This window comes from Xanthomonas albilineans, from assembly GCF_002939705.1.
GTDB classification, from domain to species: Bacteria; Pseudomonadota; Gammaproteobacteria; order Xanthomonadales; family Xanthomonadaceae; genus Xanthomonas_A; species Xanthomonas_A albilineans.
Genome location: NZ_MDCB01000001.1, coordinates 192,746 through 206,768, shown reverse-complemented (window position 1 = coordinate 206,768; position 14,023 = coordinate 192,746). Strand labels below are relative to the sequence as shown.

Genomic DNA, 14,023 nt, shown 5'->3' with positions numbered 1-14,023 from the left:
TTGGGGTGTGCTGATCCTGCTCTCGTGCGTACTGGTCGTAGGTGGGGTACTGTCCATATCCAATGCCCGCAAGCAATTGGACAGCACCGTCAAGGTAAATGTGGGGAAAACCCGAATCGGCAATCGCATGGTCGATGCCAATTCCAGCATCCTGATCGCCATGGGCACCTTGGCGATGGTGACAAGACCAGAACTCAATCCACCAGCATTGGCCGAAATCAAGGCAAGTCGCCTGCATTACGAAGAATTTCCTAGCCGAAGCGCAAACCCTGCTGAGCGAACGCGCGCGGCCTGCAATTCACCAATACGCTAGCACTGTTCAAAATCGAGCAATCCGCAGCAAACACTGTTCCAGTCGTGGCTAAGAACCTGCTCCCCTACCGCAGCATCCTGCCTCCAGGCAAACGGCGCCAAGTGGAAGCGCCGCAGTTGCCAGAGAAATGCGTTGGCAAGAATTCTGAATCCATCGATGCGACCACCACACTTTGAGCCACGAAGAAAAGTCACGGAAAACACGGTGACGGCGCAGGCTACCGCGATTGATCGCCTGCAACCACATGAAAGCCCGCCATGTGAAGGCATCGCCACGAATTCAAACACAAAATATTCATCACACAAAAATCACATGATTAAAGAAAGAAATCGCAGCGATCAAGAAAATCACTGCGATGCCGCTATGTAGAGTCATGCGATTCTCGCGCATCGACTTCAATGAAGAGTGAGGCGCAAACCAATGCAGGCACCGATCAAACACCAATTCACCGCATGAAGACCCCTCCTTTTTGACGACATCAGCCAAACCGCATCGACGTAGAAACACCTTGCCATCACTAGCCGTGATGCCTGGAGTATGACGCCGATGCGCCATGCATGCGCACCGAACTCTCCCCGACATAGGAACTCCACAATGAAGCTTAAAAACTTCAGCCTTTCCGCGCTGCTCGCACTGAGCTTCGCGGCCATCGTTCTGGTAATGCTGGTCATCGGCACAATCAACCTGAGCAGCCTGTCCACGATCAATCATGCTACCGACATGAACGATCTGAGCTATAAGATCCTGTCGACCGGCGAAGTGATGCAGATCAACGCGCTCAATATCGAAACAGGTTCGCGTGGCTACCTGCTGTCGGGCGACAAGTCGCACATTCAGTCGTTTGAGCCAAGCCGGGAGGTCTTCGAGAAAAAATTCGACGAAGCCATGAAGCTCACCACCGACAACCCTAGCCAACAGGCGCGCCTGGAACAGCTGGGAAAGTCGTTCAAACAACTCATCGCGGTTGAGAAAGAGATCATCGCGGTGCGCGAAAGCACCAACGACAAAGAAAAAATCGCCAGCCTGTTTGCCGAGGCCCGCGACCGCGTGGCAATGACCACGATCCGCAAGATGCTTGCCGATTTCATCGCCGAAGAGGAGGGCCTTCTCGTCCAGCGCAGCTCGACATTGGTTTCCGTGCGCGCGGAGAGCAAGTGGGCCATCATGCTCGGCAGTCTGTTCGTGATCCTGGCCTCGATCGGCCTGGCGGTCCTGATCCGTCGCCGGCTGCTGAACCGGCTTGGCGCCGCGATCGTTGTCGCCGATTCCATCGCGGGGGGCAAGCTCGATAACCCGATCGATACCCAGACCAAGGACGAAGCCGGCGTGCTGTTGGTCAGCATGCACAAGATGCAGAGCCAGTTGCAGGCGGTCATCGCGGCACAAACCGAGATGGCCAAGCGCCATGACGCTGGTCAGACCAGCTACCGCATGGAAGAAGGCACCTTCCCGGGCGATTACGGCCGCATGGTCCGCGACAGCAATGCGCTGGTCGCCTCGCATATCGCGGTCACGCTGCGCCTGGCGCAGATCATGGGCCGCTATGCCATCGGCGACCTCTCCGAAGACATGGATCGCCTGCCCGGCGAAAAGGCCGTGCTCAGCGAGACCATGGACAAGGTCAAGCAGAACCTGACCGCCATGAACCGCGAGATCAAGCAACTCGCCGACGCCGCTGCCGCAGGTGACTTCAGCGTGCGTGGCGAAGCCGAACGCTTCCAATACGATTTCCGCGCCATGGTCGAGAGCCTCAACCAGTTGATGGCCACTGCCGATGGCAACCTGCAGGCGCTGTCCAAATTGCTTCAGTCCATTGCCGCCGGCGACCTCACCACGCGGATGCACGGCGACTTCCGCGGTGTGTTCGCCACCATGCGCGACGATGCCAACGCCACTGTCGAGCAGTTGACCGGTATCGTCGGCCGCATCCAGACTGCGGCAGTCAGCATCAATGCCGCCGCCACCGAAATCGCTACCGGCAACGACGACCTGTCGCACCGCACCGAGCAGCAGGCCGCCAGCCTGGAGGAAACCGCCGCCTCAATGGAGGAGCTGACCTCCACCGTCAAGCAGAACGCCGAAAACGCACGTCAGGCCAATCAGCTCGCCGCGGGCGCTGCCAGCGTCGCCTCTCAGGGCGGCGCAGTGGTCGGTCAGGTGGTGCAGACCATGAGTGGCATCGAGGCCTCCTCCAAGAAAATCGCCGACATCATCAGCGTGATCGACGGCATCGCCTTCCAGACCAATATCCTCGCGCTCAACGCAGCCGTGGAAGCGGCGCGTGCCGGCGAACAGGGCCGCGGTTTCGCCGTGGTCGCCAGTGAGGTGCGCACCCTCGCCCAGCGCTCGGCCAATGCGGCCAAGGAAATCAAGGGACTGATCGACGACTCGGTCGGCCGCGTCGCCGAAGGCTCGGCCCTGGTCGACCAAGCCGGCAAGACCATGCAGGAGATCGTCGCCTCGGTGCAGCGCGTCACCGACATCATGAGCGAGATCTCCTCTGCCTCGCAGGAGCAGTCCGCCGGCATCGAGCAGGTCAACCAGACCGTGACCCAAATGGACGAGGCCACGCAGCAGAACGCCGCGCTGGTCGAGGAAGCCACCGCCGCAGCGCGTTCGATGGAAGAGCAGGCTGGGCAACTCAGCAATGCGGTGGCGCTGTTCAAGATCGACAACACCGTGGCAACCCAGTCCCAGCATGCCAGCGTCGCGACAGCATCCCGCACCGTCAAGCCCATCGCAAAGGCAACTAGTCGTAAATCGCATCAACCCGCCAAACAACAGGCAGCCGTCGCCACCAGTGACAGCTCCTGGCAGGAGTTCTGATCCACAGGCGGACCTCCACACAAGGGCACCACTGCGAGCAAGTCCAACCCCGGGAGAGCAATCTCCCGGGGTTTTTTGTGCGCCAAGCATTTGCAATGCATGCGCTCACCGGCGAGCACAGCGTGATAGATCACACGCAGAAAATGCGCTTTTCACCGCAGCATCGCACTTTGCTAGTCAAGACATCTTTAGCGACGTCGATAAGAAAATCACCATATAAAATTTGCATATATACATATCAAAGTCTTAAATAATTGATATATATCACAATAAAATTAACGATTAAGATAGCCAAAAAGACCTTTTCGATCATTAAATCCTATCACATACATAAAAATATTCTATTCAAAAGAATCGATAGTTTGTCGCTATACGTTAGGAGCGTTATCTGTTCGCATGCCCCATTACCACGCGACATGCCGCTCCACCATCCGAACGTTCTCTACCTTCCGAGACACCACGATGACACTCAAGAACCTTAGTCTTTCCGCGCAACTCGCGCTCAGTTTCTGCGCCATTGTTCTGGTGACGGTGATCATCGGCACGATCAGTCTAAGCAGTCTTTCCTCGCTCAACAGCGCAGCCGACATGAACGACCACACGTACAAAGTGCTGGCCACCGGGGAGATGATGAGAAGCAATGCCCTCAACGTGGAAACCGGCGCACGCGGTTACCTGCTGTCGGGCGACAAGCAGCACCTGCAGCCCTTCACCAACGGCCTTGCCGGTTTCGAACAAAGCTTCACCGAAGCCAAACGCCTGACTGCGGACAACCCTCGGCAGCAGGCGCGCCTGGAACAGCTGCATACGTCGTTTGACAACTTAGTCTCTGCGGAGAAGCAGATCATCGACTTGCGCGAGCGTTCCACCGATACGGCGCAGATCAGCTCCGTGTTCCGCGAAGCCCGTGACCGCCAGGCCATGAAATCGATCCGCAGCCTGCTCGCGGCGTTTTCCGACGAAGAACGCCGCTTGCTGGAAAAACGCAGCGCAGCCGTGGTGACTTTCCGCGCGCAGAACAAATGGGCCGTGCTGTTGGGCAGTTTGCTAATCATCGTGGCCTCAATCAGCATGGCGCTCCTGATCCGTCGGCAATTGCTCAAGCGGCTCGGTACCGCGATCGGCGTGGCCGATGCCATCGCCAGCGGTAAGCTCGACAACCCGATCGATCTGCGTCGCAAGGACGAGGCCGGCATGGTACTGCTCAGCATGGATAAGATGCAGAGCCAGTTGCAGGCCGTCCTCGCCGCACAGGCCGAGATGACCAAGCGTCACGATGCCGGACAGATCAGCTATCGCATGGACGAGCATGCCTTCCCAGGCGATTATGGTCGCATGGTCCACGACAGCAACGCGCTGGCAGGCTCGCATATCGCGGTCAAAATGCGCCTTGTGCAAATCATGGGCCGCTACGCCATCGGCGACCTGTCAGACGATATGGATCGCCTCCCCGGCGAGAAGGCGGTCATTAGCGACACCATGGACAAGGTCAAGCAGAACCTGACCGCCATGAACCAGGAGATCAAGCATCTGGCCGGTGCCGCGGCCGCCGGCGATTTCAGCGTGCGCGGCCAGACCGAGCGCTTCCAGTACGATTTCCGCGCCATGGTCGAGAGCCTCAACCAATTGATGAGCACCGCCGACGGCAACCTGCAGGCACTGTCCAAATTGCTGCAGTCCATTGCCGCTGGCGACCTCACAGCGCGCATGCACGGCGAGTTCCAGGGCGTGTTCGCGACCATGCGCGACGATGCCAATGCCACTACCGAACAGTTGGCTACCATCGTCAGCCGCATCCAGACTGCGGCAGTCAGCATCAATGCCGCCGCCAGCGAAATCGCTACCGGCAACGACGACCTGTCGCACCGCACCGAGCAGCAGGCCGCCAGCCTGGAGGAAACCGCCGCCTCGATGGAAGAACTGACCTCTACCGTCAGGCAGAACGCCGAACACGCACGGCAGGCCAATCAGCTCGCCGCAGGCGCTGCAACGGTCGCATCCCAGGGCGGCGCCGTGGTCGGCCAGGTGGTGCATACGATGAACGGCATCGAGGCCTCGTCCAAGAAAATCGCCGACATCATCAGCGTCATCGACGGCATCGCCTTCCAGACCAATATCCTCGCGCTCAACGCAGCCGTGGAAGCCGCGCGTGCCGGCGAACAGGGCCGCGGTTTCGCCGTGGTCGCCAGCGAAGTACGTACCCTCGCCCAGCGCTCGGCCAATGCGGCCAAGGAAATCAAGGGACTGATCGACGACTCGGTCAACCGCGTTACCGAAGGCTCCGCCCTGGTCGATCAAGCCGGCAAGACCATGCAGGAGATCGTCGCCTCGGTGCAGCGCGTCACCGACATCATGAGCGAGATCTCCTCTGCCTCGCAGGAACAGTCCGCCGGCATCGAGCAGGTCAACCAGACCGTGACCCAAATGGACGAGGCCACGCAGCAGAACGCCGCGCTGGTCGAGGAAGCCACCGCTGCGGCACGCTCAATGGAAGATCAGGCGGGCCAGTTGAGTCAGGCCGTGGCACTTTTCAAACTCGATAGCACAATGAGCACTACCACTGCGCTTCCAGCAAAGGTCCAGTATCTCGCTCCAAGCACGGTCACAGCCAAACGTAAGCTGGCAGCGACCAGCACCTCGCAGATGCGCAACGTTTCGCACTCCACAGCGTATGCCGACACTGCACAGTGGCAAGAGTTCTGAACCCATCGATGGAGTGAAGTGACACAGTCTGAATAGATGGCGGGTCGCAACAATGCGTCCCGCCATTTTTTCGGCAACAGCGCCGCTTGTCGGGAAATCAACGAGCGTCTGCATCGGGCTTACTCACCCCAACGTATGCGGTTCGGTCCCATATGTCGGCCTCAAGCCATTAAAGAAATCACGCTCAGAGTCGATGCAAAGAGCTAACGCACGACGCTGCAAGAGACAGCGCAACGCTGATAACACCGGTTCCCGGCGCCATCCCGCCGACTCCAAGAGTGCTCCGTCCGACATACGAACAGGATTGTAATGAAATCCATTATAGCTCCCAGCTTCCTCGCTTTATATAGCATCGCCAACCTGGCATGCGCCGAACAAGAGCCGATCACCACCGATCGTCCCGATTTTGTCGAATCAAGCCTCACAGTAGGTGATCGCCACCTGCAAGTGGAAACCGGCATCGTCTGGGAACGCGATAACGCTGTGGACGGCTACGCGACACCAACCCTATTCCGCTACGGCATCGGTCGAACCTGGGAACTGCGCCTGGAAACCGACGGCTGGCAATACATCGATGTACCCGTCGGCAGCGATGCCTCCGGACTCTCCGATATTTCGTTGGGGCTGAAGCATCACCTGGCCAGCGTCGATTCCGACAACGTGTCGCTGGCCTGGCTGTTGCACGTGGACCTGCCCAGCGGCGCACGTAACGTCCGTGGCAGTAGCGCACGTCCCTCGTTTCGTCTTGTCGCCGAATGGTCCCTCAACGACAGCATTTCAATCGGGGCAATGCCCGGCGTGATCCACGCAGAAACCGAGGACGGACACCACTACACCGCCGGCATTTTCGGAGTAGTGCTAGGCAAGGCATGGAACGAACGCTGCCGTTCGTTCGTGGAATTGGCCTCCCCGCAAATCGCTCACAGCAACGATGGCGGCACCACGGCCATGCTCGATGTCGGCTCGGCCTGGGTACTCACAACGGACATGCAACTGGATGTTCTATACAGCCGCGGCCTCAACGACCGCTCACCAGATCACACATTTAGCACAGGTATTTCGTTCCGCTTCTGATTTAGCGATATCGATGGAAATTACGTCTCTGTAGGCAAGCTGGCTACACTACAGATACAGCATCCACGCCCCCCCAAAAACAGCAACAAGCGTCGGCCACAGCAGTCGCCGACGAGATCGATATACGCTGGCGACCCGCATTGCCGTCGCAACCTGCATCAAACGATGTCGGGAATTACCTTACAACCAAAGCAGCATCGGATTACGCGACCTCTCGCCGATACCAACTAGCATGAGCGGAAGCCAGAGTCGAACAAGAACGACATTGACTGGTTCCCAAGTCCCACTGGCTAAGCTGCACATCCGCCGAAACCTGCAAGGACGCAGCAGAACCTGGGCACTGCCCGGACATTTCAGTTAAACGAAGAGGTCGATTATGAATTCGTTCCTGCAACGCTACAACGTCGGCCACCGGCTCGGGGGCGCTTTCGGCCTGCTGATCCTGTTGTCGTGCCTGCTGGTCGCGGGGGGATTGCTGTCCATGTCGAATGCCCGCCGCGAATTGGACAACATCGTGAAGGTGAATTTCGAAAAATCCCGGATCAGCAACGGTATGCTCGATGCCAATTCCAGCATCCTTGTCGCCCTGGGCACGTTGGCGATGGTGACCAAGGAAGAGCTCAATGCACCGGCATTGGCCGCAATCAAGGAAAATCGCCAACGTTATAACGATCTGCGCAAAGAACTGGACGCCTTTCCAGCAGACAGCGAACGTATAGTAAAGCTACGCGCGGATATCGATGCGGGACGCGATGCGTCGCGTGCGTTAAATAATCAGGTGATCGCGCTTTCTATCGCAGACCGCAATGATGAAGCGCAAACCTTATTGAGCGAACGCGCGCGGCCAACCACCCAGGCATGGCAGGCGAAGATCCGCGAAAACGCACAATTGCAGGAAGCTCAGATGAAAATCGCCTACGTCAACGCGGGCCATGCGATGGCCAACGGTCGCAACATGCTCATTGCCGGTGGCGTGGCCGTGCTGGTAGTCAGCAGCCTGCTGGCCTGGGCGATCACCCGCAGCCTCACCCAGCCGCTCAGCCGCGCCACCCGCGCCGCCGAGGCCATCGCCAACGGCCGCTTGGACAACGACGTCGCCACCGACGCACGCGATGAACCCGGCCGCCTGTTGGTTGCCATGGACGCGATGCAGCAGCAGTTGCAGCGTTTCTCCAGAGAGACCACGCGCATGATCGAACTGCATGCCGACAAGGACATGAGCCACCGTATGCCCGTGGATTTCCCCGGCGTCTACGGCGAGCTCAGCAAGGGCATCAACACCATGATGTTCGAGCACCTCGATGCCATCGTCGATGCCATCGCAGTGCTCAACGAATATGCCAACGGCGACCTGCGCCGCGACGCCCGCCGCCTGCCAGGCAGCCGTGCGGTGCTGCACGAATCCATGGATGCGGCCAAGGCCAGCCTGCTGGCAATCAACACCGAAATCAAGCGTCTGGCTGCTGCTGCTGCCGCCGGCGACTTCAGTGCCCGTGGCAACGCCGAACAGTTCCAGCACGATTTCCGTCTGATGGTGCAGGACCTCAATGCCATGATGGAGGTCAGCGACCGCAACCTGGGCAAGCTCTCGGCGCTGCTGCAATCCATCGCAGCCGGCGACCTCACCGCACGCATGCACGGCGACTTCCATGGCGTATTCGCCCAGATGCGCGACGACGCTAATACCACCGCCGACCAATTGACTGATATCGTCGGCCGCATCCAGACCGCCGCGATCAGCATCAATTCCGCCTCCAGCGAAATCGCCACCGGCAACGACGACCTGTCGCGCCGCACCGAGCAGCAGGCCGCAAGCCTGGAGGAAACCGCAGCCTCGATGGAGGAACTGACCTCCACCGTCAAGCAGAACGCCGAAAACGCGCGTCAGGCCAACCAACTCGCCATCGGTGCCGCCTCAGTGGCCTCGCAAGGCGGTGCGGTGGTCGATCAAGTGGTCCAGACGATGAATGGCATCGAGACCTCCTCGAAGAAAATCGCCGACATCATCAGCGTCATCGACGGCATCGCCTTCCAGACCAATATCCTCGCGCTCAACGCTGCGGTGGAAGCCGCGCGTGCCGGCGAACAAGGCCGCGGTTTCGCCGTGGTCGCCAGCGAAGTGCGTACCCTCGCCCAGCGTTCGGCCAATGCCGCCAAGGAGATCAAGGACCTGATCGACGACTCGGTCGGCCGCGTCGCCGAAGGCTCGGCCCTGGTCGACCAAGCCGGCAAGACCATGCAAGAAATCGTCGCCTCGGTACAGCGCGTCACCGACATCATGGGCGAAATCTCCGCTGCATCCCAGGAACAATCGGCAGGTATCGACCAGGTCAACCAGACCGTGACCCAGATGGACGAGACCACCCAGCAGAATGCCGCCCTGGTCGAGGAAGCGAGCGCCGCCGCACGTTCGATGGAAGAACAGGCGGGGGAACTCACCAATACGGTAGCGCTGTTCAAGATCGACAACGCCGTGGCGGATATCGCCCCGCGCCGACCGAACGGCGTCGCAGCCACGACGATCACTCGCACGGCCAAGCTCCCATCCAAGCTGCCTGTCCGCGTCGCACATCAGCCCACCAAGTGGGTTGCGGTCGCCGGTAGCGACAAGCACTGGCATGAGTTCTGATCCAGGTGGTCGTCATGCCGACATGGCATGACGACCACACTGACAATCCGGCGATTGCGACAACCCCCCCTGCAACACAGGCATCCTCCACAGGTCCGTACCGGTACCCGCGATGTCGACCGTCCGTGGCGGATGACGCCAGCATGAGATGTCGGTAGAGCATCCGTTTTGCGCAACACAGCGTGCCATCGGCGACTATCGCCCGACTAGAAAGTGGGGCGACGGGATCCTCGGCACTGGCAACCCACGCAAAAGCCCCGCGCTCCTTGCATCATACTTCCGGGCAACCATAAGCCTTTGCATGCTCTCGCGACACATCCGTCGCCTACTGCGAGCATGTGCATCGACTGGACGACGACACCCCTAACACGGATTAACTCCGTCGCCTCCACAGGTTCAACATTCGCCCAGGCTGCCGCTATGGAGATGGCGGATCACCCGGACTGTGGCTGGAATCCCCTCGCAACCTGCCTGGATATGCCAACGCAACCGGCCATCCCGGCCCTTGTGCGATGGCTGTGATCTGAGGCTTATCGCATGTGTTTTTCTTGATACAAGCTCAGAGATCTCTTGCAATGACGTCACACCTGGCCACGACCAAGACATTGATCGCCTCGGACCGCCATCCCCTATTGCGCACCTGGAAAGACCTTCCTATCGCCCGCAAACTGAGCATGGTCGGCATTTTGGCTCTGCTCGGCATGGCGATTCCTTTGCTGCTCTACACCCACACCCTCAACGAGAACGTGCAAGTCAGCCGCAATGAACTGCGCAGCTACGGGCCACTGCGGCAGATGCTGGGGTTGTTGGATGCGCTGCAAGCAGAACAGACCAGAAGCGGTACCGATGCGAATACAGCCGCGCAGAGCGCGGATCAGTCCTTGCGCGAACTGCAACGCACCGTGCCCGAGATGGCGGGTTTCGAGCAAACGACCAAAGCACTGACGCTTCTGGGGCAAACGCTGCAAACGCAGCGCAACGATGCCATTGCCGTGTCCCAACAAGCGGCCGATGTCTTGGATGCCCTACGCGACGACAGCCAATTGGTCTATACGCCGTATGTGGAGAGCTACCACTTGGTGGTTGCCAGCTTGATCGATGCCCCCAATACCAGCGAGACGCTCACACGCCTGGATGCTCTGGAAGATCCGTCAAAGGCAAGCGGCGATGCCGCCTTATTACACGCACAGATCGGAGAACTCGAGCACGACCATGCACGCTTCCAACATGAACTGAAGAAAGCGATCGGCCTACTCGAACAGCCTAATCCGGCACTCGCCGAGGCAGCGGCGAACGAAGCGCGCGTGGCCGAGCAGGCGTTACCCGAACTCAAGCAAGCGCTCAACAGCAAGGCCGCCGATGTCGACCAACATTGGAACCAAGCCTTGCACGGCTGGGACGAAGCCTTGCAGGAGTTGAGCGTTACCTCCTTGCAAGCCTTACAACAACAATCGCAACGGCATCTGGATGCATCGCGTCAAGCGATGTGGAGCGCGATCACCGGGCTGGGCCTGCTGACCGTGTTGATTGCGGCGGTGGGGATACACACCCTGAGCACGCTGACGCGAAATGTGCGGCGCGCCGCAGCCGTAGCGGCAGATATCGCCAAAGGCCGCATGGACGCCGAGATCACGATTCCCAGCCGCGACGAAAGCGGACAACTGCTGGCCGACATGCAGCGCATGCAGCATCAGTTGCGAGAAGTTCTTGCCGCGCAGGCAGAAATGGCCAAGCGCCACGATGCAGGGCAAATCAGCTACCGCATGGACGAAAGTGCTTTCCCTGGCGATTACGGCCGCATGGTCCACGACACCAATGCACTGGCCGCCTCGCATATCGCGGTCAAGATGCGCCTAGCTCAGATCATGGGCCGCTACGCTATCGGCGACCTGTCCGAAGACATGGACCGCCTCCCCGGCGAGAAGGCGGTCCTGACCGACACCATGGACACGGTCAAGCAGAACCTGACCGCCATGAACCAGGAAATCAAGCATCTGGCAGGCGCCGCGGCAGCCGGCGACTTCAGCGTGCGCGGCGAGGCCGAGCGTTTCCAGTACGACTTCCGTGCCATGGTCGAAAGCCTCAACCAACTGATGAGCACCGCCGACGGCAACCTGCAGACGCTGTCCAAATTGCTGAAGGAGATCGCCGCCGGCAACCTCACCGCACGCATGCACGGCGAGTTTCAGGGTGTGTTCGCCACCATGCGCGACGATGCCAATGCCACCACCGCACAGTTGGCCGGAATGGTCGGCCGCATCCAGAGCGCGGCGCTCAGCATCAACGCTGCTGCCAGCGAAATCGCCACCGGCAACGACGACCTCTCCAACCGCACCGAGCAGCAGGCAGCCAGCCTGGAGAAAACCGCTGCCTCGATGGAGGAGTTGACTTCCACAGTCAAGCAAAATGCGGAAAACGCACGGCAAGCCAACCAGTTGGCAGTCGGTGCCGCCTCGGTGGCCTCGCAGGGCGGCGTGGTGGTCGGCCAGGTGGTGCAGACCATGAGCGGCATCGAAACCTCGTCCAGGAAAATCGCCGATATTATCAGGGTCATAGACGGCATCGCCTTCCAGACCAATATCCTGGCCCTGAATGCGGCAGTGGAAGCAGCACGCGCAGGCGAACAAGGCCGCGGCTTCGCCGTGGTCGCAAGCGAAGTACGCACCCTGGCTCAGCGCTCGGCCAATGCCGCCAAGGAAATCAAGGGGCTAATCGACGACTCGGTCGGCCGCGTCGCCGAAGGCTCCTCGCTAGTCGAGCAAGCCGGCAAGACCATGCAGGAGATCGTCGCCTCGGTACAACGCGTCACCGACATCATGGGCGAAATTGCCGCCGCCTCGCAGGATCAATCTGCCGGCATCGAGCAGGTCAACCGGACAGTGACGCAGATGGACGAGAGCACGCAACAGAACGCATCCCTGGTCGAGGAAGCCACAGCCGCCGCACGCTCCATGGAAGAACAGGCTGGGCAGCTGAGCCAGGCCGTGGCGCTGTTCAGGATTGAAGCGACTCCGGCTAGGCCGCCGATGCGTCCCGCCGCGGGAGCAGCGCACGCAACTACGATGAAGGCCAGCACGGCCGATGTTGCGATTGCCGACACGCAATGGCGTGATTTTTGAGCGCAATGCCGGTGAATTGATCCGAATCGGCCGCGGAACATTTCCGCGGTCGATCCCGTCCACGGCGTACAAAGGCTTTCTTCCGCAATTGGAGGCGCAGCAACGCCATTACTCGCCCACTCCCCCAGCGCGGCTCTGGAGCACCTCCAGGACATGCTGGTGCAGTTCATCACCGACATCGTGAGCGAAATTTCCGGCGCGTTGCAGCAACAGTCGGCTGGCTCAAGCAGACAATCGATTAGAAGACCAAGCAATCCAACAGCGCACCGCCCTCGGCGAGGAGGCCAGCGCCAGTACACGTGATGGAGGGCCAGACGGCCAGCCTGGCATCGCCCGCAGCCTCCTTCATGTTCATGCCCCGCCCGCACGGCTCCGATAAAGCACTAGATCTACAAAAACACCAGACTCAGCCGATAACATGCCCATGGCAGCCGAAAAGGTGCCTTCCCCTTCTACTCCAGCACGCACTTCCCAACATGGCCGAAGGTATTTCCAGCGATGCACCGCCCCCGTCTTCACCGGAAGAGGAGGAAGCAGACGATCGCTTCATGCTCACCAACAAGCGGCAGATCCGCCAGTTGTTGCAGTCCTTGATCAACCAACGCTCCCAGGTCAGCGCACATCTCAGTGGCCGCGATCAGTCTTTCTCGACCGCACTGTTGGCCCTGGACGAGGACACCTTATTACTGGATCTCAGCGTCAACGATGCCTGCAACAACGCCGCCGAACAGGCCGAATACCTGCTGTGCTTCGCCCAGTTGGACAGAGTGCGTGTGCGTTTTCGTATCCAGGGGCAGGAACGGGGGGAGTTGGATGGCATCGGCGGCTTCCGCGCTGCATTGCCCGATTCGCTCTATTACCTGCAACGGCGCGAGCATTTCCGTCTCGAAACACCGGTGACCGAATCACCGATGTGCATCCTGCGCCTAGACGATGCCAACCCGCCAACCGAACTGTTACTGCGGGTGCTGGACATTAGCAACGGCGGCCTTGCGGTCGCGGTCGCGGTGGCCATTGCACCGGATCAACCGCTGCCGCAGTTGCAACACAGCTACAAGGGCTGCGAATTGCAATTACCCGACACCCCTCCGATCCGACTGACCCTGGAGATCTGCAATATGTATGCCTCCAAGCTGGCAAACGGACAGGAAACGCTACGGCTTGGGGTGCGTTTTGTCGACCTGCCCCGCGGCGCGGATGCGGCGATCCAACGTTATATTTTCCGGATCGAGCGCCAACGTAACGCCCGCAAGAGCGGCACGCTGCCCTGAATGCAAGGCAGCGCGCCGCTAAAGTTCTGCGGCACCACGCCGATCTACGGATAAGTCACGGTTTCCCTTCCCCGCCCACCGCAACTCC

General features: G+C 59.8%; 8 protein-coding genes. 7 read left to right on the top strand and 1 reads right to left on the bottom strand.

All coding sequences use genetic code 11. The features are described from left to right. Window positions 1-7: 7 nt before the first annotated feature. Window positions 8-313 carry a hypothetical protein gene (locus tag XalbCFBP2523_RS00850; RefSeq protein ID WP_196296866.1) on the top strand — a complete coding sequence of 102 codons (306 nt, stop codon included), beginning with the start codon at window positions 8-10 and terminating at the stop codon, window positions 311-313. 297 nt (window positions 314-610) lie between these two features. On the opposite strand, the gene XalbCFBP2523_RS16180 is transcribed toward XalbCFBP2523_RS00850, so the two are convergent. Further along, window positions 611-868: a hypothetical protein gene (locus XalbCFBP2523_RS16180; RefSeq protein ID WP_146084000.1), complete on the bottom strand. Its 258-nt coding sequence runs from the start codon at window positions 866-868 to the stop codon at window positions 611-613. A gap of 39 nt (window positions 869-907) precedes the next feature. On the opposite strand from XalbCFBP2523_RS16180, the gene XalbCFBP2523_RS00845 reads away from it, so the two are divergent. From XalbCFBP2523_RS00845 to XalbCFBP2523_RS00820, 6 genes are all read left to right on the top strand, one after another. After that, window positions 908-3,139: a methyl-accepting chemotaxis protein gene (locus XalbCFBP2523_RS00845; RefSeq protein ID WP_045765672.1), complete on the top strand. Its 2,232-nt coding sequence runs from the start codon at window positions 908-910 to the stop codon at window positions 3,137-3,139. A gap of 462 nt (window positions 3,140-3,601) precedes the next feature. Continuing rightward, on the top strand, window positions 3,602-5,842 hold the full coding sequence (locus tag XalbCFBP2523_RS00840; RefSeq protein WP_104629875.1) for a methyl-accepting chemotaxis protein: 2,241 nt from the start codon (window positions 3,602-3,604) through the stop codon (window positions 5,840-5,842). Window positions 5,843-6,151: 309 nt separating this feature from the next. Beyond that, entirely contained in the window at window positions 6,152-6,916 is a 765-nt protein-coding gene (locus XalbCFBP2523_RS00835; RefSeq protein WP_045765671.1) for a transporter, read from the top strand. Window positions 6,917-7,292: 376 nt separating this feature from the next. Further along, the gene (locus XalbCFBP2523_RS00830; protein ID WP_045765670.1) at window positions 7,293-9,545 is read left to right on the top strand and encodes a methyl-accepting chemotaxis protein; all 2,253 of its coding nucleotides are present in this window, start codon (window positions 7,293-7,295) and stop codon (window positions 9,543-9,545) included. A 575-nt stretch (window positions 9,546-10,120) separates the two neighbouring features. Further along, on the top strand, window positions 10,121-12,664 hold the full coding sequence (locus XalbCFBP2523_RS00825; protein ID WP_080928078.1) for a methyl-accepting chemotaxis protein: 2,544 nt from the start codon (window positions 10,121-10,123) through the stop codon (window positions 12,662-12,664). Window positions 12,665-13,140: 476 nt separating this feature from the next. Continuing rightward, window positions 13,141-13,935, top strand: coding sequence for a flagellar brake protein (locus XalbCFBP2523_RS00820; RefSeq protein ID WP_045765669.1), 795 nt, complete (start codon window positions 13,141-13,143; stop codon window positions 13,933-13,935). Window positions 13,936-14,023 lie beyond the last annotated feature (88 nt).